25 protein-coding genes and 1 other RNA gene are annotated in these 24,053 nt (G+C 46.9%); 17 read left to right on the top strand and 9 right to left on the bottom strand.

Going from position 1 to position 24,053, the window contains the following annotated elements:
- Positions 1–9: 9 nt before the first annotated feature.
- From KNO65_RS00865 to KNO65_RS00855, 3 genes are all read right to left on the bottom strand, one after another.
- Positions 10–1,356 carry a sensor histidine kinase gene (locus KNO65_RS00865; RefSeq protein ID WP_214781213.1) on the bottom strand — a complete coding sequence of 449 codons (1,347 nt, stop codon included), beginning with the start codon at positions 1,354–1,356 and terminating at the stop codon, positions 10–12.
- Positions 1,353–2,018, bottom strand: coding sequence for a response regulator transcription factor (locus tag KNO65_RS00860; protein WP_214781212.1), 666 nt, complete (start codon positions 2,016–2,018; stop codon positions 1,353–1,355). The genes KNO65_RS00865 and KNO65_RS00860 overlap by 4 nt, the downstream gene beginning before the upstream one ends.
- A gap of 77 nt (positions 2,019–2,095) precedes the next feature.
- Positions 2,096–2,983: a hypothetical protein gene (locus KNO65_RS00855; protein ID WP_196430765.1), complete on the bottom strand. Its 888-nt coding sequence runs from the start codon at positions 2,981–2,983 to the stop codon at positions 2,096–2,098.
- 170 nt (positions 2,984–3,153) lie between these two features.
- Between KNO65_RS00855 and KNO65_RS00850 the strand changes: the two genes are divergently transcribed.
- Entirely contained in the window at positions 3,154–3,561 is a 408-nt protein-coding gene (locus KNO65_RS00850; protein WP_074036967.1) for a hypothetical protein, read from the top strand.
- Between the two features lie 94 nt (positions 3,562–3,655).
- Positions 3,656–5,104 (top strand): S8 family peptidase, encoded by a 1,449-nt coding sequence (locus KNO65_RS00845; protein ID WP_214781211.1) that lies wholly within the window; start codon positions 3,656–3,658, stop codon positions 5,102–5,104.
- 44 nt (positions 5,105–5,148) lie between these two features.
- Here KNO65_RS00845 and KNO65_RS00840 read toward each other — a convergent pair whose 3' ends face one another.
- Positions 5,149–5,553 carry a hypothetical protein gene (locus KNO65_RS00840; RefSeq protein WP_012726372.1) on the bottom strand — a complete coding sequence of 135 codons (405 nt, stop codon included), beginning with the start codon at positions 5,551–5,553 and terminating at the stop codon, positions 5,149–5,151.
- A 120-nt stretch (positions 5,554–5,673) separates the two neighbouring features.
- On the opposite strand from KNO65_RS00840, the gene rnpB reads away from it, so the two are divergent.
- The 8 genes from rnpB to KNO65_RS00800 all read left to right on the top strand — a co-directional run bounded on the left by rnpB (position 5,674) and on the right by KNO65_RS00800 (position 11,950).
- Positions 5,674–6,041, top strand: an RNA gene (rnpB, locus tag KNO65_RS00835) — RNase P RNA component class B.
- 124 nt (positions 6,042–6,165) lie between these two features.
- Positions 6,166–7,329, top strand: a complete 1,164-nt coding sequence (locus KNO65_RS00830; RefSeq protein WP_074036970.1) for a THUMP domain-containing class I SAM-dependent RNA methyltransferase — start codon at positions 6,166–6,168, stop codon at positions 7,327–7,329.
- Between the two features lie 120 nt (positions 7,330–7,449).
- The gene (locus KNO65_RS00825) at positions 7,450–7,632 is read left to right on the top strand and encodes a hypothetical protein (RefSeq protein WP_230872813.1); all 183 of its coding nucleotides are present in this window, start codon (positions 7,450–7,452) and stop codon (positions 7,630–7,632) included.
- 51 nt (positions 7,633–7,683) lie between these two features.
- Positions 7,684–8,586, top strand: a complete 903-nt coding sequence (locus KNO65_RS00820; RefSeq protein WP_214781210.1) for a Gfo/Idh/MocA family protein — start codon at positions 7,684–7,686, stop codon at positions 8,584–8,586.
- A gap of 59 nt (positions 8,587–8,645) precedes the next feature.
- On the top strand, positions 8,646–10,064 hold the full coding sequence (locus tag KNO65_RS00815; RefSeq protein WP_205728292.1) for an alanine/glycine:cation symporter family protein: 1,419 nt from the start codon (positions 8,646–8,648) through the stop codon (positions 10,062–10,064).
- A gap of 109 nt (positions 10,065–10,173) precedes the next feature.
- Positions 10,174–10,995 carry a YihY/virulence factor BrkB family protein gene (locus KNO65_RS00810; protein WP_214781207.1) on the top strand — a complete coding sequence of 274 codons (822 nt, stop codon included), beginning with the start codon at positions 10,174–10,176 and terminating at the stop codon, positions 10,993–10,995.
- A gap of 79 nt (positions 10,996–11,074) precedes the next feature.
- Positions 11,075–11,629 (top strand): hypothetical protein, encoded by a 555-nt coding sequence (locus KNO65_RS00805; protein WP_074036974.1) that lies wholly within the window; start codon positions 11,075–11,077, stop codon positions 11,627–11,629.
- A 15-nt stretch (positions 11,630–11,644) separates the two neighbouring features.
- Entirely contained in the window at positions 11,645–11,950 is a 306-nt protein-coding gene (locus tag KNO65_RS00800) for a hypothetical protein (RefSeq protein ID WP_078146956.1), read from the top strand.
- 49 nt (positions 11,951–11,999) lie between these two features.
- On the opposite strand, the gene putP is transcribed toward KNO65_RS00800, so the two are convergent.
- Together putP and KNO65_RS00790 are read right to left on the bottom strand one after the other, a co-directional pair.
- Positions 12,000–13,481 carry a sodium/proline symporter PutP gene (putP, locus tag KNO65_RS00795; protein WP_078146955.1) on the bottom strand — a complete coding sequence of 494 codons (1,482 nt, stop codon included), beginning with the start codon at positions 13,479–13,481 and terminating at the stop codon, positions 12,000–12,002.
- Positions 13,482–13,826: 345 nt separating this feature from the next.
- Complete coding sequence (locus KNO65_RS00790; protein ID WP_251124876.1) at positions 13,827–14,798, bottom strand: D-alanyl-D-alanine carboxypeptidase family protein; 972 nt, start codon at positions 14,796–14,798, stop codon at positions 13,827–13,829.
- Positions 14,799–14,997: 199 nt separating this feature from the next.
- On the opposite strand from KNO65_RS00790, the gene KNO65_RS00785 reads away from it, so the two are divergent.
- The 5 genes from KNO65_RS00785 (at position 14,998) to KNO65_RS00765 (ending at position 20,417) form a co-directional block, all read left to right on the top strand.
- Positions 14,998–16,530, top strand: a complete 1,533-nt coding sequence (locus KNO65_RS00785) for an FAD-dependent oxidoreductase (protein ID WP_214781203.1) — start codon at positions 14,998–15,000, stop codon at positions 16,528–16,530.
- Between the two features lie 74 nt (positions 16,531–16,604).
- Positions 16,605–18,077, top strand: a complete 1,473-nt coding sequence (locus KNO65_RS00780; RefSeq protein WP_214781200.1) for a carboxypeptidase M32 — start codon at positions 16,605–16,607, stop codon at positions 18,075–18,077.
- Positions 18,074–18,781, top strand: coding sequence for a glycerophosphodiester phosphodiesterase (locus KNO65_RS00775; protein WP_214781198.1), 708 nt, complete (start codon positions 18,074–18,076; stop codon positions 18,779–18,781). The genes KNO65_RS00780 and KNO65_RS00775 overlap by 4 nt, the downstream gene beginning before the upstream one ends.
- A gap of 249 nt (positions 18,782–19,030) precedes the next feature.
- The gene (locus KNO65_RS00770) at positions 19,031–19,828 is read left to right on the top strand and encodes a DUF4397 domain-containing protein (protein ID WP_012726359.1); all 798 of its coding nucleotides are present in this window, start codon (positions 19,031–19,033) and stop codon (positions 19,826–19,828) included.
- Positions 19,773–20,417: a class F sortase gene (locus KNO65_RS00765; protein ID WP_251131621.1), complete on the top strand. Its 645-nt coding sequence runs from the start codon at positions 19,773–19,775 to the stop codon at positions 20,415–20,417. The genes KNO65_RS00770 and KNO65_RS00765 overlap by 56 nt, the downstream gene beginning before the upstream one ends.
- Before the next feature lie 88 nt (positions 20,418–20,505).
- On the opposite strand, the gene KNO65_RS00760 is transcribed toward KNO65_RS00765, so the two are convergent.
- Both KNO65_RS00760 and KNO65_RS00755 read right to left on the bottom strand, forming a co-directional pair.
- A complete protein-coding gene (locus KNO65_RS00760; RefSeq protein ID WP_012726357.1) occupies positions 20,506–20,943 on the bottom strand; it encodes a MarR family winged helix-turn-helix transcriptional regulator in 438 nt (145 codons plus the stop codon).
- 88 nt (positions 20,944–21,031) lie between these two features.
- Positions 21,032–22,090: a GTP pyrophosphokinase gene (locus KNO65_RS00755; RefSeq protein ID WP_240499823.1), complete on the bottom strand. Its 1,059-nt coding sequence runs from the start codon at positions 22,088–22,090 to the stop codon at positions 21,032–21,034.
- Positions 22,091–22,186: 96 nt separating this feature from the next.
- On the opposite strand from KNO65_RS00755, the gene KNO65_RS00750 reads away from it, so the two are divergent.
- On the top strand, positions 22,187–22,411 hold the full coding sequence (locus KNO65_RS00750; RefSeq protein ID WP_214781196.1) for a hypothetical protein: 225 nt from the start codon (positions 22,187–22,189) through the stop codon (positions 22,409–22,411).
- Between the two features lie 79 nt (positions 22,412–22,490).
- Complete coding sequence (locus tag KNO65_RS00745; RefSeq protein ID WP_012726354.1) at positions 22,491–22,811, top strand: YflT domain-containing protein; 321 nt, start codon at positions 22,491–22,493, stop codon at positions 22,809–22,811.
- A 29-nt stretch (positions 22,812–22,840) separates the two neighbouring features.
- On the opposite strand, the gene KNO65_RS00740 is transcribed toward KNO65_RS00745, so the two are convergent.
- A complete protein-coding gene (locus tag KNO65_RS00740) occupies positions 22,841–23,878 on the bottom strand; it encodes an SDR family oxidoreductase (RefSeq protein WP_214781194.1) in 1,038 nt (345 codons plus the stop codon).
- Positions 23,879–24,053 lie beyond the last annotated feature (175 nt).

The following is a 24,053-nucleotide window of genomic DNA, read 5'->3' as shown; positions in this document are numbered from 1 at the left end:
TGAACGACATCAAAAATGTAAATGAACCGTGGTGCCGGTTCCGAGGTTTGACTCGACTGTGATGTTTCCGCCATGTAGGTCGATGATATCTGAGGTGATGGCAAGACCGAGACCAGTCCCTTGAGTCGTTCGAGCCGTGTCCCCGCGATAGAAGCGGTCGAACAGGTGCTCTTTTGTCTCGTCGTCCATCCCAACCCCTTCATCCTTAACCGAGATGACGATACCTGGGTCGACGGTACAGGTGATGTGGATGGTGCCTCCATCATGTGAAGCATGAACGGCGTTCATCAATACATTGTTCCAAACTTGTGCGAGTAGAACCGGGTCACTCTTCAAGACTACGTCTTGTGGGATGTCGGTAACGACGGCGATCCCTTTTTGATCAAGAATGAAAGCGTTCGTTTGAATGACTTCGGATACCGATTGAAGCACATTCACGTTCGTCTCGAGAATCGGGGGATTTTCATCCAATCGTGATAAAAGCAGCAGTTGTTTCGTCAATTGGGATAGACGCTTCGTCTCCTGTTCGATGACACGCGCATATTCTCTTGATTCACCTTCCGTACCGTCAGCTAATTTTTCTGCATAGCCACCTAGGGAGGTCAAAGGAGATTGAAATTCATGGGAGACATTCGAAACGAATCGTCGCTGTCTCGCTTCGGTACGATCGATCTCATTTGACATGTTTTGAAATTGTCGTGCCAACGTTCCGATTTCATCTTGACGCTCGACGGGGAGATGTTCCGGAGCTTTACGCATGGCGACGGATGTGGTCGCATTCGTGAGCGTCTGTAACGGGCGGATCAGGGACCTTGTCGAGATGGCAATCAAGCCAAATGCCAAGAGGGTGACGAGTGCGAAAAATAGACCGACGAACAGATGTAACTCGCGGATTTGGGCACTCAAATCCGGACGAATAAAGATGACGTCCCCGTTTTCAAGTGTAAATCCATATGTGTTCGTCAGTTCGTTATCGAACAATCCGAGCAAGAAGAGATGAAACGGAAAGTCACGCATTCCCTGATATGGAGCCCCGTTCCGAACGGATTGAATCACTGTGTCAGAGATAGTCTCATCCCGAAAGGCACCGCCAAAACGTCGACGTTCGTCAGTCGCATCCACGACGACCAGTTGATATCCGGTCGCAGCTAAGAAAGTATAGAAGGCATCATAGTCTAAATCGGTATGGTTCTCGACATACGACTCCGCTATTTTGGCGACCCGTTCCGTCTTCTCGCTATAGGAAGGTTGCCACCACTTGTAATAAGCCACATTGCTGATCAACAGGGAGATGGCTCCGGATAGAAGTAAAATCAAGAACATCGTGACGATGATTCGCGTGTAGAGTGTCTTCATCCGTTCACCTCGAGCGAGTATCCAACACCTCGTACGGTTCGAATCGACAAAGCAGGGTGATCGAACCGATTACGAAGTCGCTTGATATGAACATCAACTGTTCGCTCATCCCCCTCGAAATCAAATCCCCATACCAAATCAATTAACTCCTCACGACGATACACTCTTCCCGGAAAAGAGGCGAGTTGAAATAATAGTTCAAACTCTTTTTTAGGGAGATAGAACAGCTGACCCTCAAGCGTCACCTCGTATTCTCTTAAATCGAGTCGAAGAGGACCAGCTTGAATTTGTGAAGCGGCCGAACGTTGATAACGTCGCGAGACGGCTTGCAATCGAAAGAGTAACTCCTCATGGATGAAGGGTTTGGTCACATAGTCGTCTGCCCCATGAACGAATCCTTGACGCTTATCCTCCCATTCATCGAGAGCGGTTAGTAAAATGACGGGAATATCGAGAGTCGCCTTGAGTCGTCGACACAATTCACGACCGTCAAGCCCTGGGAGCATGATGTCGACAATCGCGGCATCGATTGGTTGCATCGTGAAACGTTCTTCGCCTGTGTTCCCGTCGGTCGCTGTCAACACCTCATGACCCGCATCCTCGAACGTTTCTTTCACAAGGCGTAAAATGGAGGGGTCGTCTTCTACGATGAGTATACGCATAGCGGTCGTTCCTTTCCTAAATAGGTTCGACACGAAACGAGGTGACCCATGCGGAGTCACCTCGAATCGTATCAGCTTTATTGCTTCGTCATCTCTTGATGAAGGGCACGGAGGGCGCGGATGAACGCATCCTTAAAGTATTTGTCTTCTTGAGTCTCTAATGTTTGGATGGCCTTTTGGTCACCGTTACTCGCTTTGACGAGAAGATTCACGACTGTTCCCCAGCGTTTCACATGTTCTGGGCGAGGGTGGTTCAACGCGGTCGTCAGCGTGAACCAATACGGTTGATCGCGCCGCTGCAACGTGGCAATCATCCGTTTGGCAAGGAGCGCTTCTTCTTCAGAAGGGATTGTTGCCGTGGCGAACCAACCGAGCATCGAAGCGCTCATCGATTCAAGTTCTTGTTTCATTGCAGGTTCGATTGGCATCCGTCCGAAGTCTGTCACGTTGACAAATACCAATCGGTCTTTCGGGTCAATATGTGTGATCCATCCTGACACTGACTTCAGCTTTTCACGTTCTTTTGACTGGGCTTTACACGTATACCCTTGAAGTTTTCCGATGTAGATGCGGAATTGTCCACGGTCGACATGTTTGTCCACCTTGAACTCGATTTCTTGTCCTGCTTGAAACGGTTGATTCCGTTTATTCAACGTCTGACCCTTTTTCAATTCGGGTCGTTTGGAAATATGACGCAATGCTTCTTGTTCAGTCCGATCATCCAATGTCCAAAGGTTGTGAGGGGTCACGTTTTTAAAACGATGACGCCGGACGTAGATGTATTGGTCGAGTGCGTCGATCGCGTCTGCGGAAGTGGCAGTTCCATTCAAATAGTCATCAGCGATATCACGTAAGGTGAGGGATTCGAGACGATCGATATGTCCTGAATAGGGAACGCTTCCGACAACAAATAACGCGGTCGCAATCAACTCACTTTCTCGAGGGGTCAGCGGTCGTTTGGCCATGGTGCACTTCCTCTCTTAATTCATATGATTAGTATAACAAAAACAGTTAGAATGTTGTGAACTCAACTGCGATTTGGAAAAAAATGAGGAATGGACAGGATTCCCACCATTTATCTCGAATAATGACTTGTAGAGAATCGGATGTAGGAATGAAAAAGTGAGGTGAGGCAATGAAGCTCTCCATCGAATCTGGGGATTATGTCGTATTGATTGAAATCAATAAAGAAGTACTCAAATGTGCATCCCTTGAGGAAGCCGATCAGGCAGATCGTCTGCGATATGAACTCGTTGGTCGGATGAGCGAACGCTTGCCAGCAGAAGTCATCGTTCCGTCGATCATCGATTACATTCGCTTCGGAAGCGGATATATCGGAGATCGTATCGTCTGGGACGCTGAAACGGAGTCTTTTTTTTGCCAGCAGTTTGAGACCATTGACGGGTCTCCACTTGGAGAGGACCTCGAGGGATTCCGTCCCGACCCAAGCCGGGTGGAACTGGCGCGCTACTATACGTACTTGACGATTGGACGGATTGTCGAGTTTGATATGCTGCACCCGGATGAGCCGAGCTATTGGTAAACTTAGCGACAACTTTTTATTCAAAAAAAGGGAAATCTAATCCAAAGTTTGAGATAATGGAGTCACTTTATCAGTTTGGAATGGAGCGGAAGGAATGAAAAAGATTGCCCTTTTGACAGCGATTGCCCTTTTACTGCCGGTCGGAGTAGATGCAGCACAGCCGGTCATCCTTAAGAAACATGGTTACGTCGTCTCAGAACCACAAGTCACGAGCCAATATTATGTGAAGCAAATCGGTATGGATTTGGCGTGGAATAAGACGAGAGGCGCAACTGATATCGTTGTGGCGCTGATTGACTCGTCAGCTGACCGTAATCATACGGATTTGAAGAACGTTCCTCGTGTCGTCAATTCCATGAAAGGTCCATACACTGCGGATATTCATGGCACACATACCGCTGGGATCATGGCCGGGAAACATAACCGTTTTGGGATCGCCGGACTCGCGCCGAACGTCCGCTATCACTTTTATAATGTGTTTTACGGGGTGAATTCAGATAAAACAGACTCCTGGACGGTCGCCAATGCAGTGGATACGGCTGTAGCGAAAGGGGCAAACATCATCAACCTCTCGCTTGGAGGGGATGATTATGATAGTCGTTTGGCCACATCGATTAAACGGGCAAGGGCGAAAGGGGTCATTATCGTCGCATCATCTGGAAATGATCGAAAACAGACGATCAATTTTCCTGCAAACATGAAAGAGGTAATCGCGGTCGGTGCAATCGATTCTAGACATCGTCTCGCGAGCTTTAGCAATATGGACGATCGTGTCAAAATCGTGGCGCCAGGTGTGAACATCCTCTCTCTAGGAATCAATAACCGCTTTATCTTTATGGACGGGACCTCGATGGCGGCACCGATGGTCACGGCGAGCCTCGCGCTCGTCAAATCGATCAATCCTTATTTGACACCTGGTGAGATCGACCAGTTGATTGCGAAGATGCCAAAAGCCTCCGGAAAGTCTTATACGGAATTGAATGCGATGAAACTGCTAGAGGCAACGGCTCGCCCTATTCATATCTCTGCCCCTTCGGTGTGGAAGAGTCGATACGTGAATGATGTCAAGTTGAGTGTCATGAACCATTCGAACTTAAAGTCCTCGTTCACACTGTATCAAGGGAACAAGAAAGTCAAGACACTTACTCCAAATCGGTCGTTCACGATGTATTCGAGTGGAGATTGGCTACCGAGCGGACAATACCGCATCGTCGGTCAAGTAACGGACGGAAAACATAAGCGCTACACGAGCCGAACGATTGATTATGTCAACACGTTGAAGACGGCAGTTTCTGTGAAGGTGTCGGAGGAAGGGACGTTCACGATTCATACGACACGAAAAGGGACGGTCACGGTACTTGATTCAAATGGGAAGGTCTTATACGAAGCGCTCCACATCGCCGGGACATTTCCGGTAAGAGGGAATACGACACAGAAGCTGACGGTCATTCTTAAACCGACGGACCTTCGCGAAAAAGTGGTGACGACATCTTTTGAGCCACCGATCATCGAAGACGAGCCTCCGGTCACAGAGACCTTGTAAGACAAAAAGCCGCCTGCTCCTAACGGAGAGACGGCTTTTTCTATTTAATCGATGGTGATGGCTTCTCCACACCAACGGATACTCGCTTCTAATACGTTCCCTTGGTCATCAATATGCTCGAAACTGAGTTTCCCATCTCGGATGATTTCGCAAAGACCGACTCGGACACGGTCGCTCCAAGCGCGACGCGTCTCATGCGTTTCATCGAACACTGGAATGGCGTCCGGGAAGCGCTCCTCGAGATGTGCTAAATTGTGATGGTCAAAATGATAAGGTCGTTTCGAGAGTTCGTTCGGTGCCTTGATGTCGAACGGTTCAAACCCTCGGACGAGACGATTATTTCGGTAGAAGGCGAACACGCCGTTGTTCGGGTGGAGCACTTTAATGTCATCGATTTCTATTACATAAGTCAGACGTTGAATCCAACCGTTTTTTGCATCCTGATGCATCAAAATCCCTCCTTATTCAATGAACACGCCTTATTTTAGCGCTGACTGAACGTAAAATCAAGTTTCGAATTTAAGTTGTCAACCGTTCAAATTTCAGCTACAATGGTTGAAGTGACTATGAAGTCTGGACAATCGCGGGACGCAAGTCTTGAGGAAAGTCCATGCTCGCACAGCCTGTGATGGCTGTAGTGATCGTGCTACACGAAACGATAAGTGTAGGCAACGCAAGTTGACGGCAGAAGAAACACCTAAGTCCTCGGATATGGTGTCCGCTTCTTGAAAGTGCCACAGTGACGGAGTCTGATCGGAAACGTTCAGAGTGGAACGAGGTAAACCCCACGAGCGAGAAACCCAAACTATGGTAGGGGAACTTCCAGACCGGAATCGAACGGGACGGAGGGCGCTGATGTGCGCAGATAGATGATTGTCACTCCATCGTGCCAGGGAGACCGCTATGAGCACCGGAGTACAGAACATGGCTTACAGGACAACATAGTCTCAACTGACAACGACAAGGAGTTCAAGCACATATACTTGAGCTCCTTTTTTCATGATTTTTTTACAACTTACAAAATGACTGAAAGATATTTATGTAGAAGGAAGGCGATTTAGATGGCAAAACGTAAACTGATTGCGACGGCAGCGATGGGAATCGAGGCACTTGTGGCAAAAGAAGTAAGGGATTTAGGATACACGTGCGAAGTCGAGAACGGACGGATTTATATCGACGCGGAAATGGAAGACATTCCACGTCTGAACATGTGGTTGCGGACAGCAGACCGGGTCAAACTCGTCGTTGCCGAGTTCAAGGCGACAACGTTTACAGAATTGTTTGACGGGGTCGTAGCGTTACCATGGACCGACCTCATGCCGTGGGACGCGGCGTTCACGGTCGACGGACGCTCGGTCAAATCAAAGCTGTTCTCGATTCGTGACTGTCAGAAAATCACGGAGAAGGCGATTGTTGAAGCGATGCAACGCGGCTATCGTAAAGAGGGAGAATGGTTGCCGAAGTCAGGCGCGAAATTCCCAATCGAAGTCGCTCTTTTAAAAGATGTGGCGACCATCACGATCGATACGTCCGGTCCACTTCACCGTCGAGGCTACCGTGAGCTTCATTCGCAAGCTCCACTCAAAGAGACGATGGCAGCGGCGATGATTCAATTGACAAACTGGCGTCCGGACATGCCGTTTTATGACGTATTTACAGGTTCAGGGACGCTCGCCATCGAAGCGGCGATGATTGGACGAAATATCGCACCGGGTATCAACCGTGAATACTTCGCACAGGATTGGACATGCATCCCGAAAAAAGCCTGGTATGCGGCAATAAATGAAGCGAATGAGAAGGCGGAGTGGGATAAACCGTTAAAAATCTATGGAATCGACTTGGATCCGCGGATGGTGAAACTTGCAAAAGACAATGCGGAACTCGCTGACGTCCGTGATGCGATCACATTCGTCCATAGTGACGCAGCCGCACTGAAGCCGAAAGAAGAGTACGGGGTCATCATCGGAAACCCACCTTATGGGGAACGACTTCAGTCAGAAGAAGAAATCATCGACTTATACGAACGGATCGGGGAACAATATGCGAAATACCCTGGTTACAGTGTCTATATGTTGACGAGTTATGAAGACTTCGAGAAGGCATACGGGCGCCCGGCGACGAAGCGTCGGAAGCTGTACAACGGAAATATCGAGACGCAATATTACCAATACTTCGGAAAGCGTCGCCCACGTCCGGACCGTGACGCAAAACCGAAATCAGAATGATGAATCCATGACCGTTCACCTGAGCGGTCATTTTTCTGTTTTCTTAGAACAAACTCACTTGTTTCATCATCCGTGTAACAGGATATACATAACATATGTATAATTAGAGGGGGACAGATGATGGAAAAGTATACAGTCGAATATCAGTTACATGTGAAAGAACAGAACACTCGGACGGTCGAGGTAGAAATGGACCGTGTGCCGGACTTAAATAATCAAGAAGAATTACATGCGGCTTACCAAATTGTATCTGACGCGATTCGTGAACCGATCACAAGTTTTGAGATTGTATCTATTACGTGAGCCCGAGGCAATCGCTTCGGGCTTTCTACATAATATTGGAGGAGTGAGCAAATGAATATTTTAGTAGTGGGCATCGGGGATGTCGCCAAAAAAGCATATCTACCTGTATATGCCGGGTTAAAGGACGTTGATGTGTATCTCGTCTCAAGGGATGAACAGAAGTTACACGATATCATCTCGACCTTTCGTTTCAAAGGAGGGTACTCAGACCTACACGCCGTGCCGATGACAGAAATCGATGCGGTCATGATTCATTCGACGACAGCTGTTCATTATGAGCAAGCCGAGTATTGTCTACGGCAAGGGAAGCATGTCTTCATCGACAAACCGATCACGTTCACTCTTGGAGAGACGGAACGACTCGTCGCACTTGCTAAAGAGAAAGGCGTCCATCTCGTCACAGGCTTCAATCGCCGATTTGCCACGGCCACACAGGCACTCAAACAAGTCGAGGAAAAAAATATGGTCTTCATTCAAAAAAACAGAACGTATAAACCGGCATCGCTTCGTGAATTTGTGATCGAGGATTTCGTGCATGTCGTCGATACGCTCCGTTATTTGACCGACCTTCAGCCTGTCGAACGTTTACGTGTCACACCTCGATTTGAAGGGGATGTGCTGAAACAAGTGATGATTCATTTCAAGGCAGGGGGAATCGAGGCAATCGGTTGGATGAACCGAGACAACAGTTGCACCGAAGAAGTGATGGAAGTCATGTCACCGACCGTAAAGCGGGTCACGCGTGATGTGGAGCGGATTACAGACTATGGACGAGACGGTGTGAAGGAATGGTCACTCGACCCATGGGAGTCGAATTTGAAACGTCGAGGGTTTATCGACCTTGTGGAAGACTTCTTATGTTTACTTCGTGGGGAACCGAACGCCTCCGTTGTCGCGGAAGACAGTCTCGAGACACATCGTCTATGTGAAGAGATTCTTAAAAACGTGCAATGAACCCGCTGTTTCTGTCAGATTCAGAGCGGGTAAAAACCCGATAAAAGGAGGCGATTTCGTTGGATATTCGTGAACTGATTATGCAAATCAATGACTATTTATGGTCGTACCTTCTCATCTTCGTATTGATTGCAGGAGGTCTTTATTTTACGATTCGGATGGGGTTCGTTCAATTTCGATTGTTACCGGAAATGTTTAAACTCTTATTCGTGAAAGGAATCAAGCATGAGAAAGGACAGGTCTCATCTTTCCAAGCATTCGCCATCGGAACGGCGGCCCGAGTCGGTACGGGGAACATCGCCGGCGTATCGACGGCAATCGCTTTAGGCGGACCTGGCGCCGTATTTTGGATGTGGCTCATTGCACTGATTGGAGCGGCGTCGGCATTCGTTGAAAGTACGCTCGCCCAGGTGTATAAAGTGCATGACGGCAAGGCGTGGCGTGGTGGTCCAGCATACTATATCGAACGGGCACTTGGTGCACGCTGGTTAGGCATCGTATTTGCCATTTTGATTACGTTCGCCTTCGGTTTTGCCTTCAACTCCGTCCAGGCAAATACAATCGCACTCTCCGTGAATAACGTATTTGAGATCGATACGGTCTGGGTCGGCATCATCTTATCCGTTGTCACCGCTATCGTCATTTTCGGTGGGATTCGTTCCATCTCGACCTTATCGGGAATCATTGTACCAATCATGGCGGGCGGTTATATCTTACTAGCCATTTGGGTAGTTCTTACGAATCTTGATGTCGTGCCACAAGTGTTCTCGGCCATCTTCTCTGAAGGTGTCCTCGGTTTCCAACAGTTGTTCGGTGGAGCGGTCGGTGCAGCTGTCCTCCAAGGCATTCGACGTGGCCTGTTCTCGAACGAGGCAGGGATGGGGTCTGCCCCGAACGCCGCAGCTACCGCTGAGGTGAGTCACCCGGTCAAACAAGGATTGATTCAATCGCTTAGTGTATTTGTGGACACATTGTTCATCTGTACCGCAACGGCGATGATTGTCCTCATCTCAGGTGTCGAAGGCTCTGAAGCATTCCAAGGGATTGAGCTTGCTCAAGAGGCGCTTCTCGTTGAAATCGGACCGATTGCGACGACGCTCATGACAATCGCCATCTTACTTTTTGCCTTCAGTTCGATTTTGGCCAATTATTATTATGGAGAGACGAACATCGAGTTCATATCTGAGAAGAAGCGATATTTGATAATCTATCGGATTGCCGTTGTCGGGATGGTCATGTTCGGTTCGGTACGATCTGCGGGACTGGTCTGGTCGATTGCTGACATCTTTATGGGCTTGATGGCGCTCGTCAACATGTATGCGATTTTCCGATTGAGTAAAGTTGCCAAGACGCTCCTCGACGACTATATGGTTCAAAAGAAAGAAGGAAGAGACCCAGAATTCTTTAAAGATGATGTCGAACTTCCTGGTAAAGAACATATTGAAGCGTGGGAAACGAAAAATGAAGAAATCAGTTAAAGGATCATCAATCAATGGGACGCCCCTGGCATTAGGGGTTTCCTCTTCATTTTAAATCGTTTATTTCAAATACCGCAGATATTTTATTAAAAGAAAGTAGAGAGTAACGATGAAACAAGTATTTTTGACAATCGTCAAGCGATTTTTTTCAGAACGTTTTTTTGATCAAGCGGCCATGTTAGCCTATTATTTCATTTTATCCACGTTCCCGTTCTTATTATTCGTATTAGGGATTGTTGGATTTTTACCGTTTACGAGTGGCGATGTGATTCAAGCGTTATCACTCATCATGCCTGAAGCCAGTTACAAGCTATTAGAAGGGAACATTGAAGCCGTATTCGACAACTCCAAATTGAAATTGGCATCATTCAGTATCTTACCAGCACTCTGGATCTCATCTATGGCCGTACAATCTCTCGTGCGAGCATTGAACGATGCCTACCGGGCTGTTCGTAATAAAGCCTTTTGGAGGGGCGTCTTACAGGATATCGCCATCACCTTGGCGCTCATGTTTGTGTTACCATTTTCATTGCTCGTCCCTGTGATTGAGACGGCACTTCGAGAAATCTCTTCATACGTGTTGTTCATCGATGAGATTGTCACGACATATGCGCAGATTTGGTTTTACTTCAGATGGATCATCGGAACAGGTCTTCTATTCACTGTATTCGTATTTGTATATAAGTGGTTGCCAAGTGTGTCCGGAACATTTAAAAATAGTTGGGCCGGAGCCGCCTTTGCAACAGTAGGGATTCTGCTTGTCTCGAATGTGTTTAGTTACTATTCACAATTCGCAAACTACGAGCAGTTTTATGGTCAACTCGGTGCGTTCATCGTCTTATTGATTTGGTTTTATCTCGCTGCCTCTGTCATCTTGCTTGGTGGGCTGTTGAATGCGACGTTAATCGAGAGGAAAGAAAAACTTCGTTAGAAGTGTAATTGCTAGTTATCATTCGAAAGAATAGGGAATGGTATCGTAAGGTCACATCATCAAAGCGGAGGTGGGAAACATGGATATGCAACGGCTCGTACACAATCGTCGTTTCATCGATCAATCATTGTTTTACCTCGCCTTACATCTATGGAAATGGATCCTACTGTTACCTGTCTTGTTCTATTTGGACGTATCGTTCCGACATTCGCCATTCTCTGAGTACTTGATTGTCAGTATCATCTTGTATCTCATGTTTCGTGTGATTCAATATGTGATAGCTAGCCGAGCTTCTCTCATGGAATTAGTAGAGTTCGCGTATGGGGTGCTATCTCTTGTTCTCGTCTTCTCGTTCATGATGGAAATCGGCGCGCCACCGATCGCTGTCGCGATAGTTGGAGCTGCATACTTGAGCCATCCGATGCTTTCTCTACATCACTATCAAAACTTTTCAGAGCGCAAATGGTTAAACAAACAGTTTCAATTATTTAGCCCGATGCTTCGCCAGGGTGAGGTACCGGTTCATGTCCTCGTGTTGACGGAAGATGAAATTGTGATTACTGTAGAAAGTGGAAAAGAGTTTACGTACCGTCATATTTACTGGGGCGGTTTTTATGTAGAAAATCCTTCCTAAAAGGTGGTTACTCAGTTGTTTAGTGGATTTGATAATGTGATTGTCATCGTATTCTGGATTGCAACATTCATCGCTTTCTTTAAAGGCGCCTATGATATGTGGCGTGAATACCGAACGTCGAAAGAAAAATCAGTATTGTACTTTTTAATCGTACTGATTCTCACATGGTTTTGGTTCAATCCATACGAATTGGTCGCATTGCATCCGTTCGTACTAATGGCGTACTATTGGAACCGAAATCGGTGGATGCGAAACGCAATGTTCGTGTTGGTTCTCGTACCGTTTGTGATTCGTGTCTGGTTAATCGCAGCATCGATGTAAAACAAAAAACTCGGTCCCTTTATAGGGAACCGAGTTTTTGTGTGAATCGTTACTCTTTCTTCGCAGCTGCCAATTCAGCTTCCATTTCACCGAATTCTCGGTTGATACGTTTTTGTTCTTTCTGGCTAGTAAAGTTACTGACAAGCACGATTGCCAACATACTCAAGAAGAAGCCAGGTACCATTTCATAAAGGACTGTCGAAAGTCCAGTGACGATCCAGAGAATGACGGTAATGGCACCGACGAGGATACCAGCGAGGGCACCTTGACGCGTCATCTTGCTCCAGTAAAGTGACAAGAGGATTGCTGGTCCAAATGCAGAACCGAATCCAGCCCATGCATATCCGACGAGTGTGAGGATTGTACTTGATGGGTTGAGTGACATGAGCGTCGCTACAACTCCTACTAGCAAGACACCAACACGTCCGGCAAGGACCATCGTCTTCTCACTTGCATCTTTGTTGAAGAATTTACGATAGAAGTCTTCTGTCAATGCAGATGATGTGACGAGCAATTGCGACGATACCGTCGACATGACCGCAGCAAGGATGGCTGCCAATAAGAAACCAGTGATGAACGGGTGGAACAAGACTTCAGAGAATTGAATGAAGACTGTTTCCGGGTCCCCGAGTGGATTTCCTTGTCCTCGGAAATAAGCGATTCCGACGAACCCTGTCATGACGGCACCGATGATAGATACTGTCATCCAGCTCATCCCGATACGACGAGCCGTTTTCAATGATTTCACATCTCGGATTGCCATAAAGCGAACAATGATGTGTGGCTGACCGAAGTAACCAAGTCCCCAAGCGAGGAGACCGATAATCCCGAGTGTCGTCGTCCCTTTAAAGAGGTCGAACAAATCAGCATTGATTGTCGTCGCAGAGTTGACAGCAGTGTCTACTCCACCGATATCTGTTAAAGCGACGAATGGTACGAGCACGAGCGCCAAGAACATGATGACACCTTGTGCGAAGTCCGTCCAACTAACTGCCGTGAATCCACCGAAGAGGGTGTATAAGATGACGACACTAATTGTGACAATGACACCTGTCTGATAATTTAATCCGAATGAGCTTTCAAACAACTTCCCGCCGGATACAAGCCCAGCTGACGTGTAGAACGTGAAGAAGATGATGATGACGGATGCAGAAAGGATCCGTAGCCAGTTCGAGTGATCTCGGAACCGATTCTCTAAGAAATCTGGAATCGTAATCGAATCGTTCGCCATCTCTGTGAAGACGCGAAGTCGTGGAGCAACTAACAAGTAGTTCAAGTAAGCTCCGATGACCAATCCAACGGCTAACCAAATTGCTGATAGTCCAGTTGCATACATTGCACCCGGTAGTCCCATTAACATCCAACCACTCATATCCGAAGCTCCGGCTGACATGGCTGTAACACCTGGCCCCATTTTACGGCCACCTAACATATAATCTGATGAATCGGTCGTTCGTTTATAAGCAACGTATCCGATAAGAAGCATCATCACGAGATAAAGCGCGATTGATACCCATTCTTGCCATAACATTGAATTACCTCCTATTAAGTTAAAAGATCTATTTAATCAACTCGTTCGCGATTGTGTGAAGACATCACACAGTTAAAAACAAAAGTTGAAAATGCGAACTTGTGCTTTACCTTACAGAACCTTTGAAATGATTGCAAACTGACACTTTTTCATAAAAACGACTCTAAAGCCCATTATACCAACGGATGAAGGCTAAAATTTTCAAATAAAAAGTTTAAATATTCTGAATATTTGAAATGCTGAGGACTTTCCTGTGTAACATGAATGTAATATTTATGGGAAAATTTTCAGAAAACATATTTTTAATCATAAGAAAAAGAGCATCTTTGAATGCTCTTTACTTCTTTATTTGAATGCTTTTTCTTCAACGAGTCGCATCGTCGGGAATGTTTGTCCAGACTTCGCCTGCATCGTAACCAAAATATAAGTTTCGCTATTATGTTTCATGATGAATACCATGGTATATCCGGATTCGTCCGTATAACCCGTCTTCGTGGCGGTCACAAACTTGGAGTAGTTGACACTTCGTTCATTAACCGATGAACCGAGGTGATACCACCAACGACGTTTGCCGCTACCGTCTTTATCTTTAAATTCGGCTTTAAATTCATAAGTCCCGGCAATTTCAATCAACTCCGGGTATGTACTGAATGCGAAGGCGATTTTAGCCATGTCGTTCGCCGTCGTATAATGATTCGGATCCGAGTAGCCATGCGCATTTACGAAATGCGTTCCAGTCAATCCTAAAACCTTTGCTCGATCATTCATCAATTGAACGAAGGCCTCGGTCGACCCGCTCGTGTATTCCGCAAGGCTGTTCGCAGCATCGTTTCCGGATTCAAGTAGCGTGGCGTAAAGTGCTTGACGAACTGTCAATGTATCCCCGATGGCAAGATGCGCGATATGGCTGTCCCATGGAATATCGAGTGTCGACTGTTGAATCGTAATGATTGGTTGGTCGAGTTCATTCGCTGCAGATGCCTTCTCATAAGCAAGCAGTGCCGTCATCAATTTGGTCGTACTGGCTGGAAACACACGATCATTGGCGTTTTTATCGATTAATATCTCTTGTTTGGTCACATTGACGAAAGTTAGTGCACCAACAGAGATTTCCTCATCCGAAATCATCTTCGTCTCACTCGGACTCCATGAACCCATGTCGATATCCGGGAAAAGCGGACCTATCTTCATCGGTTCAGCTTTTGGTGTGGACGCTTCTGCTAATGTCGGTGCTTCTTTATCTTGTTTAAATCCGACCAACGTCGGGATCAGTGCGATGATTCCGAGTAAAACGACCGCGGCAATCATTCTTCGCATGATGTACGTTCTTCTTCGGTGTCTCCTTCTACGGGTCAACAAAAGTCCCTCCTTTTTTGGTTACTCTATAAACATAATAGAAAACGCTCTTTTTTTTCGCTAATAAAATAAAGAACTAGGTCAATGATTGATCGGCGATGAAAGAACTGTGTTTCGGGTATAAGGGTAAAGATGTCACTTTTAGAGAGGAGGATGCATCATGCATCGTTATCCGTTCACGAACTCCATTTGGCGTCAACATGATACTGGGACGCCGTACCCATCCCTTTCCGTTTCGGAATCGACCGAAGTCGTCGTCATCGGGGCAGGGATTGCGGGACTCGTCTGCGCCTATGAACTCCAAAAGCGAGGGAAACAAGTGACGCTTCTAGAAGCGTTAGAGATTGGACATGGGACGACGGGACATACGACGGCAAAATGTTCCGTTCAACATGGTACGATTTATCATAAGCTGATTCGTCATTTTGATGAGTCCATCGCACGTTTATATTACGAGTTCAACTCAGAAGCGCTCATCTATCTAAAAAATCAAATTGAAGAAGGGTTTGACTGCGATTACGCGAATGAACAATCGTTTCTTTACTCTAGGGAACCGAACGAAGAACTTACTAAAGAACTGGATGCGTATCGTCGTTTGAAGATTGACGGAGGAGAAGCGACGGAAGAAGTGAGAAAGGCTCTCCCGTTCTCGATCGAGCAGGCGTTGGTGATCCATGACCATGCTCAATTCCATCCCGTGAAATACTTACGTGAATTAGCGGAACGTTTTGTTCGTCTCGGAGGAAAGATTTATGAAAATTCTAGAGCGACGGAAGTGAGTCAGGGACCACGTCCAGTAGTCACTACATCTAACGGTAGAAGGGTACAGGGAAATCAAGTCGTGATTGCGACCCACTATCCATTAAATGACCTGCGCGGGTTGTACGTGTCGAAGTTTTCAATCGAAAGATCGTATATCGTTGCATGTGAAGTGGAGAGTCGACCACTCAGAGGGATGTATTTAGAGGTTGGACAGCAAAATCGCTCGTTTCGATCCTATAGTGAAAACGGAAAAAGCTATTTACTAGTTGGAGGTGAGGGGCATACCGCTGGGCAAGTCACAGATACGCGTCTACGATATGATCGATTGGAGAATGACGCACAGGCACATTTTGGAACGCATCGGGCATCTCATAGGTGGTCGTCCCAAGATCTTATCACCTTAGATGGACTTCCTTACGTAGGGCAAATGTTCAAGAGAGAACCAGATCTCTTTGTGGCGACTGGATTTTCGAAATGGGGGATGACGAACGGAATCGCTGCCGGCACCTTGCTCGCGGACCAACTCACAGGTCATGCGAACCGATTCGTTGAGCTGGTCTCACCGCTCCGTCAAACGGTTAAACCTAGTGATATCAGTGCATTTCTCAAAACAAACTTAGATACTGCCGCTCAATTCACGAAAGGGACAGTAAATCGGATGCTTGAACGAAAAGATGTACAAGACCTGCAGCTAGATGAGGGAGGGGTCGTACAAATTGATGGGAAGACCAAGGGCGTTTATCGAGATTTGGATAACCAGTGCCATGTCGTCAACCTGACGTGTACGCACCTCGGTTGTACAGTGAAATGGAACAATGCCGAGCGGTCATGGGATTGTCCATGCCACGGCTCTCGTTTCGATGCAAAAGGGGCTGTATTAGAGGGTCCTGCCACAAAACCACTTTCCTACAGTAAGCGAGAAGATTTGTAAACTGGTGTAGGCAAAGGTTGACATCTATAATAAAGTAGAAAGGGAACAGAATAACACATAGGGGTGAAAGACAGATGGAAGTTACAAAAGAATGGCGTGAACATTTTAAGCAACTGCGTGCCTTCGACGAGGCGATCTCGCTCTTGTATTGGGACATGCGAACACAAATGCCGGAACAGTCGGCACCGCTTCGGGCAGAAACGATCGGTTATTTATCGACTGAGGCATTCAAACGACAGACGAGTGAGTCGTTCGCTTCATTACTAGAACGGATGGCAGATGAAAAGGATTTATCTGACGTCGAGGCGCGGTCACTTGAAATCGCGAAGACGCAATACGAACGGAATGCCAAGATTCCACACAATGAATATCAAGCTTATGTAACACTCGTATCGGAAGCCGAGACGGCGTGGGAAAAGGCGAAAGAACAGGATGACTGGGACATGTTCGCTCCATACCTTAAACAGATTATCGAATTCCAGAAAAAATTTGCGGAATATTTCGGCTATGAGAAACATCCGTACGACGCATTGCTCTATGATTTCGAACCGGGCATGACGGTCGAACTTTTAGACGAATTATTCGCCTCGCTCCGGGACGAACTTGTTCCTCTCATCCAGCAGCTCCCAAAAGAATCGCTCTCTATGGACTGGTCGATGCCGGCGGATGTCCAAGAAACCATTTGTCATGACTGGATGAATGTCGTCGCTTACGATTTATCACGTGGACGATTGGATGCGACAGTACATCCGTTCGAAATCACCATCAACCGCCGCGACGTTCGGATTACGACGAAGTATGATGAAGCAGATTTCAGAAATGCGCTGTTCGGTACGATGCATGAAGCGGGGCACGCGACGTATGAACAACAAATCGACCCGATGCTCGATGAACTCGGACTAGGCGGCGGTGCATCGATGGGGATTCATGAGTCCCAGTCGCTCTTCTTTGAGAACTTCATCGGACGAAGCGAAGCGTTCTTGCGTCGCGTCTATCCGAAACTACAATCGCTTCATCCGGTATACGATGCAATCGACTTCGACACTTTCTATCGAGGTGTGAATGAAGCGAAACCATCTCTGATTCGGATCGAGGCTGACGAATTGACATACAGTCTACACATCATCATCCGCTATGAGCTCGAGAAGGCACTCATCCAAGGGACGTTGTCCGTCGATGAGCTTCCTGCGGCATGGAATGAAAAGTATAAAGAGTATCTCGGACTCGATGTCCCGTCGAATGCCAAAGGAGTCCTCCAAGACGTCCATTGGGCAGGCGGTTCGTTTGGATACTTCCCGAGCTATGCCCTCGGATTGATTTATGCGGCCCAATTGACAGAAACGTTGAAATCAGATCTTCCGGAATTTGAGACATTGATTGCAGAAGGTGAAATTGAACCGGTCAAAGCGTGGCTACAGGAGAACGTTCATCAATATGGAAAACGTCTCACCCCGAACGAACTCATTCAACAAGTGACGGGTCAAGCGATTTCGGTCCAACCGCTCGTTCGATATTTGACGAAGAAATATCAAACAGTTGCCAAATGAAACGATTTGCACATCGTGGCGTGATGGCACATCGTCCGGAGAATACGATGTCGGCATTCAGGCTCGCACTCGAAACCGGAGCAGATGGGATTGAAACGGATGTCCATATGACAAAGGACGGCGTCCTCGTCCTCATCCATGACGAGACGCTCGAACGGACGACCGACGGAAGAGGGCAAGTTTCACTCTATACCTATAATGAGCTCAAACAGTTCAATGCCGGGGTACGTCATAGTCTAGAAGAACACATCCCTACGCTCGAGGAGCTGTTCGAACTGGTGAAAGAGGAATCGGTCATTTTGAACTTAGAGGTGAAGACGGATGTCCATCGATATGAAGGAATCGAATCTCGCATCATCGAATCTATTGAATCCGCTGGAATTGATGCGACCCGCATTCTCTTTTCCTCATTCAATCATGAAACCATTCACCGATTGAAACAGATGAGACCGGATATCGAAGCGGCCATTCTGCTTGCACAGCCGCTTTATGACATTTCCGGATATCTTCGATTCGTCGGAGCGGATTCGGTCCACCCACACATCGATCGCATCACAGACGAAGAAGTACGCTCGTTGCAAGGTCGAGGGATTCCGATCAGACCGTATACGATTAAAACACAACATCAACTTGAGCGTTGTATGGCGCTTCAAGTCGATGCCATCTTTGTCAATGATATCGAATGGGCAAACAAAACCACTTAGTCGCCGACTAAGTGGTTTTGTATTTGGGTGGAAGGGAACTACATTTTATGTAAAGGTAGCGCTTTCGTCCGTTAGCATATCGGAGCACATTCAGTGCATAGTGTCCCCTTTACGTCATTGTCGGATTGTCTTAAGTTTAAGATGTCACCGAGCTACATAGCAATCAGATGTAGCACACCATGTAGCACTGCATCACATTTGTTGTATGCAAGTCGTGGGTTACCAAAGATCAAAAGGAGGAAATTTCACATGAAGAAGTTGATGTCTTTACTGGGTACTCTAGCACTGGCTTTCGCTTTCGTCTTACCGGTTAGCGCGGATGGACATGAAAATGCGATGGTCCGTGTGCTACATGCTTCACCTGATGCTCCGGCAGTTGACGTGTACGTGGATGGGGAAGTCGCGGTCGAGGGAGCAGAATTCAAGGATCTCACAGACTACTTGACACTTCCAGCAGGGGATTACAACGTTGAAATCAAGCCGGCAGGTGACGCTGAAACAGTCGTCGTCGCAGCAGACCTCTCAATCGAGGCAGGCAAGTTCTATACAGCCGCTGCGATCGGTCAACTTGAAAACATCGAAATCGCCGCAATGGAAGACGATGCAAACTTCGAAGATGGTAAATCGAAAGTACGTGTCGCTCACTTCGCACCAGATGCACCAGCGGTTGATGTCGCACCTAAAGGTGGCGACCCACTCTTCTCAAACCTCGAGTTCAAAGCAGTAAGTGATTACGGCACACTCGATGCTGGAACGTATGACCTTGAAGTACGACCGGCTGGAGCGACTGACGTCGTCAAAGCACTTGACGGTGTTGCACTTGAAGGTGGCAAAAACTATACAGCATTCGCAATCGGACTCCTTGAAGGAGAACCAGCGTTTGAAGTCCTTCTCGCCGCTGATGGTGGGGAAATGGCAATGGCTCCTGAAACAGGACAAGGTGGTCTTGCTCAAACAGCTTCAATGAACTGGTTGCTCGCAGCAGCAGTGGTTGGAGCAGCAGCAGCTGGATTCTACGTCTTTCGTCGTCAGAAGCAAGACGCTTAAACTGATTTTCTTAGGATCAATCACATTTCTCGTATGGAGCGCTCAAGCGGAAGCTCCTGACAAACCGTTCGTGATGCCAACGGCTGAATTTGCCGAACCGCAAGTCTTGACCTCGAAGCAGGTAGATCGACAAACGTTTCATTCGAACAGTTTCGTCCCTACCCGGCTGATCATTCCTTCAATCGATGTTGATACATCGATTGAAGCGGTCGGGAAGGATGAGGCCGGAAGAATGGACACACCGTCTGACGTGAATCAAGTCGGTTGGTATCAATACGGAGCCAAAGCAGGCGCAACGGGGAATGTCGTCCTATCGGGTCATCTCGATGATCTGAATGGTCCAGCTATCTTTGCGAATCTGGATCGACTTCCGATCGGAGAACTGGTGACGCTCCAACGGAAAGACCAAGTCGCAACGTATGAAGTGGTCAGTGTGAAACAATATCGCCTCGACCAAGTGCCGCTCGCTTCCATTTTTGCGGCGACTCAGTCAAAGCGGATTCAATTGATCACTTGTGCAGGACCGTATGACGAGAATCTTGGGTATCGGGACCGGATCGTGGTCACGGCCAACCTGATTGAAACGTAATGATGAAGAGATGCTGACCGATGGGTCGCATCTCTTTTTTTCGCAAAAAACAGCCCTTCACCGTTAAGATGAAGGGCTATAGTCGGATTTAAGCATCCATACGATCTAATAATTTTGAGAGTAAAATGAGTTCGTCATCTGAAAAATCAGTGAAGACATCCATCAAATATTCAATCTTCATGCTCTCTAACGTCTCAAACAACTCACGACCTTCATCCGTTGCCTGAAGTTCAACGACACGGCGGTCACGCTCGCTGCGTTCGCGAGAGATCAACCCTTTTTTCGTCAACTCATCGGCAAGCGCAGTGATCATCGAAGCTGAAAATTGAAACTCATTTGACAGAGCAGAGGCGATTTGAGGACTCTGTTGACAAAGAGAACGTAGAATGAAGAATTCATTGCGGGTTAAATACTGTGAGAACATCGAACGGAGATTTTTTTTCACTCCACGATAGTTCATCCGGATACCACGTTCAGCGTCTGCAACGAGCTGTCGACGTGAAGCGGTCTGTACGGGTGTTGTCATCCTCGAAACTACCTCCTGGCGATAATATTATTCATATATACTTCAGAACATAAAAACATTCTACATTAAAAACATGTTGTCTGTAAAGTTATAGGGGCTCGTCTTTTGCCCGAATTTGCTGAATGATGTCTTCATAATGTTTCAAGTCCGGATAGAACCGTCTAAAGAAAAATTCAATCTGCGGATCGTCGCCTTCCGCTAACAATTTAGCGAGAACGGCATAGACGACACCCATGCCTTGTCTCGGTAACAGAGAAGATGGCAACAAGGTTGCGCATTGGACGGCTTGAGTATAGTAAGTCGAAAGTGTGTCATTCAAATCTTTGAACGTACGGATATCGGCGTAATGGAACATTCTCGTCAACTCGACGATGGCAGAGAGGTCCGTCTCGAGTAGCCATTCGCTCTGGAAGATCGCGTTGTCTAGTTTCTCGACCGTTTGATCATTTGCAATATAATAGTTGAGATTATCTCGGGTAATGGCCACTTTTTCAGGAGAGTCAAGAATCTGTTCGACCGTTTCTTGTTCGAATGTTCGCAACTGTTTTCGAATGTTCACGAACTCGGAGTCGGCAATCTCCAATAGACCAGCGACCCGGCTGAAACTTCTTTTGATTTCAGGAGGAACGGCATTCGGATTTTTGTAACCGAGGTCGTGTTCAATCTCGGCCCAGGCGTGTTGTAGGATCGAGCGGACTTGAATTTCCGCCTCTTTTTCTGCAAAACGGCGATATTCACCTAGAGCAAGTCGCTTTTCACTTAATTCCACGACATAATGGACGGACAGATATCCGAACTCATTGGAGTCGAGCAACGTCGACTTATCGATGGACTGTTCACGGTCGATGGTGAATTCATCTTCTAAAATTTGCGCAACGGCGCGTACGTCGTCATGAAAGTATGTCACGATCCGTATCCCGGCCAAGTCTTGTACGTCACGTAAGGAACGATATTGATAAGGCTTGCGTGAGAGTTTGGCATATAGACTGTCCGCTTCTTTGGCACGGGCGACGATTGAATGGAACTGGATGCCGGCTTCTGTCAACAATTCACTGAGGAGCGCTTTCAGCTTTGTGGCAAACGCTTCATAGTCTTCTTTCTCATTCAAATATTCAAGCATGATTGTATTTAAGTCTTGTTTTGGCACAGAACTCACTCCTTTTCTCTATCCATAGTATAGCATCACATGTCTGAAACGATATGATAGCATGTATAAGGAGTGAAATAGAAAGAGGTGGGATGGATGCATACATTCCGTTCAGGTGAGAAAGAGAAAGTCGAAATTATCGCTGGATTATTACAACAAGCTGGATATCGCATATCTCGTATCCGCTCTGTCGATTCCCAGTTCGTAGTGACCGCTCGATTAGAGGGTAGGACTCAAAGAGAAGGGGAGTACGATCGAATCGAGGGAATCGTGCATCATTTCGACATCGAAGAATGGATCACGAACGAAGAAAGGGATTGATTGTATGTTTATCACCTCATTTTTCGGGAATAACAAAAACAGTGAATTACATGACTGTGAACGTTGAGGAGGATGGGGCATGTTAGAGACAAGAGTAGTGAATGATATGACGACGGTGGACCATGAAGTGAATGAGATGGTGTCAGGCGGATGTGTGAATGAGCATATCTATTTGTTCGCCAAAGATGAGGAATTGACCGTTCGATTGGCAGCAGAGTCCGGAGTACAACCATATCGAATACCGGAAAAAGGAATGTTCGAGTCGTTGCTCTCGAAATTCACGAGCAATTCAGAAGATCGCATGGAACAGATGGAGAGTCTTGGACTCACAAAAGAGATGGTGGATTCACTCGAACGTGAAATCAAAGATGGTAAAATCGTGTTAGTTTGCGATAAATAAAAAATGGACCGATTTTTCCGGTCCATTTTTTATTTTGCTTTGTAATAGGCATTCACGATGCGACGTAACGATTTTTGATCGAGACGGAGCGGAGCGAATCCAGCATCCTGTAGCAATTGTTTCGTGTTGTCGTCACGGAATCTAATGTCCCGATTCAAATACGGATTAAATACTTTTACCATATCATTGAACGACTGTTCGACTGAGCTTAGTGTCGATGTGGGCGTTTCCGTGATCGTTAAATGCGGGAATGCTAGGGACTCTTTCATATAGTCGAGCATTGTTTCATTTTTTGGAGGTGCGTCGTTCGTCACGTTATAGATTGTACCTGCCTTCGCATGCTCGATGGCAGCGAGGAGTACATCCGCGACATAATCGACAGGGACAAGGTTTGATGTACCCGTCGCTGAGCCAATCAATCGAATCGACTCGAAGTCATGCCCACGTCGTTCCAGTTTCCGTTTGAATAGCTCGAGCGCGCGCATGTATCCATACATCGTAAACTTCGAGTCGGCCTCTCCCGTCTTCGAGTCTCCGACGATGATGGCCGGTCGGAAGATTGAGACGTCAAGCTCATCCCGTGACTCCCAGACCGCCTGCTCGGCGTGTGCCTTGCTCTCTTCATAAGGATTTAAAAAAGACTGAGACACATCGTACAGTGTTTCCCCGCCAACTTCTTTAGCGCCGAGCGTGTAAGCCGTACTCACATGGAAAAAGCGATGGCAGTCAATTAACTTAGTTAATCGAAGGGCCTCTTTCGTTCCGGTCAAATTGGTCTCGAACAATTCATCACGTAATTCTTCATCGAATTTGACGAGTGCAGCCATGTGTAGAAATAAATCAATTTTCCCTTTATGTGTCTCGATGAACTCTTCATTGACCCCGAGCGCATGTGAGGTCAAGTCGCCTGGTAACACTTCAATCGATTTTTGTTCTTCAGCGGTGAATTGTGCCTGTACCTTCTCCGGTGTTCGCGCCAACATACAGACGCGATGCCCCCGTTGAATCAATTCTTTGGCGAGTCGCCCTCCTAAAAATCCGGTTCCACCAGTCATAAAAATATACAATCGCGTTCTCCCTCTCTGTGACATTCTTTACCCATCATATCAACTCTTGTCGCATGTAGCCACTTTGCCTTTGCTGAAATTCCATGTTTAGAAAAAATCGAACTCGGTTATGAACTATAGAGAAGCGTACGAACGGTGCGTAAAGACAGCTTGCCTGTCAAATCTATTGAAGTGA

It is taken from the genome of Exiguobacterium sp. S3, assembly GCF_018617295.1.
GTDB classification, from domain to species: Bacteria; Bacillota; Bacilli; order Exiguobacteriales; family Exiguobacteriaceae; genus Exiguobacterium; species Exiguobacterium profundum.
Note: the sequence above shows the minus strand (reverse complement) of the source record. Positions and strands in the feature narration are given on the sequence as shown.

Coding starts and splice junctions, on each gene's coding strand:
- KNO65_RS00845 (WP_214781211.1), top strand. CDS start 3,656: ATGAAAAAGATTGCCCTTTTGACAGCGATTGCCCTTTTACTGCCGGTC.
- KNO65_RS00745 (WP_012726354.1), top strand. CDS start 22,491: ATGTTAGAGACAAGAGTAGTGAATGATATGACGACGGTGGACCATGAA.
- KNO65_RS00760 (WP_012726357.1), bottom strand. CDS start 20,943: ATGACAACACCCGTACAGACCGCTTCACGTCGACAGCTCGTTGCAGAC.
- KNO65_RS00810 (WP_214781207.1), top strand. CDS start 10,174: ATGAAACAAGTATTTTTGACAATCGTCAAGCGATTTTTTTCAGAACGT.
- KNO65_RS00750 (WP_214781196.1), top strand. CDS start 22,187: ATGCATACATTCCGTTCAGGTGAGAAAGAGAAAGTCGAAATTATCGCT.
- KNO65_RS00860 (WP_214781212.1), bottom strand. CDS start 2,018: ATGCGTATACTCATCGTAGAAGACGACCCCTCCATTTTACGCCTTGTG.
- KNO65_RS00850 (WP_074036967.1), top strand. CDS start 3,154: ATGAAGCTCTCCATCGAATCTGGGGATTATGTCGTATTGATTGAAATC.
- KNO65_RS00855 (WP_196430765.1), bottom strand. CDS start 2,983: ATGGCCAAACGACCGCTGACCCCTCGAGAAAGTGAGTTGATTGCGACC.
- KNO65_RS00865 (WP_214781213.1), bottom strand. CDS start 1,356: ATGAAGACACTCTACACGCGAATCATCGTCACGATGTTCTTGATTTTA.
- KNO65_RS00830 (WP_074036970.1), top strand. CDS start 6,166: ATGGCAAAACGTAAACTGATTGCGACGGCAGCGATGGGAATCGAGGCA.
- KNO65_RS00820 (WP_214781210.1), top strand. CDS start 7,684: ATGAATATTTTAGTAGTGGGCATCGGGGATGTCGCCAAAAAAGCATAT.
- KNO65_RS00785 (WP_214781203.1), top strand. CDS start 14,998: ATGCATCGTTATCCGTTCACGAACTCCATTTGGCGTCAACATGATACT.
- KNO65_RS00825 (WP_230872813.1), top strand. CDS start 7,450: ATGGAAAAGTATACAGTCGAATATCAGTTACATGTGAAAGAACAGAAC.
- KNO65_RS00780 (WP_214781200.1), top strand. CDS start 16,605: ATGGAAGTTACAAAAGAATGGCGTGAACATTTTAAGCAACTGCGTGCC.
- KNO65_RS00775 (WP_214781198.1), top strand. CDS start 18,074: ATGAAACGATTTGCACATCGTGGCGTGATGGCACATCGTCCGGAGAAT.
- KNO65_RS00770 (WP_012726359.1), top strand. CDS start 19,031: ATGAAGAAGTTGATGTCTTTACTGGGTACTCTAGCACTGGCTTTCGCT.
- KNO65_RS00840 (WP_012726372.1), bottom strand. CDS start 5,553: ATGCATCAGGATGCAAAAAACGGTTGGATTCAACGTCTGACTTATGTA.
- KNO65_RS00805 (WP_074036974.1), top strand. CDS start 11,075: ATGGATATGCAACGGCTCGTACACAATCGTCGTTTCATCGATCAATCA.
- KNO65_RS00790 (WP_251124876.1), bottom strand. CDS start 14,798: ATGCGAAGAATGATTGCCGCGGTCGTTTTACTCGGAATCATCGCACTG.
- putP (WP_078146955.1), bottom strand. CDS start 13,481: ATGTTATGGCAAGAATGGGTATCAATCGCGCTTTATCTCGTGATGATG.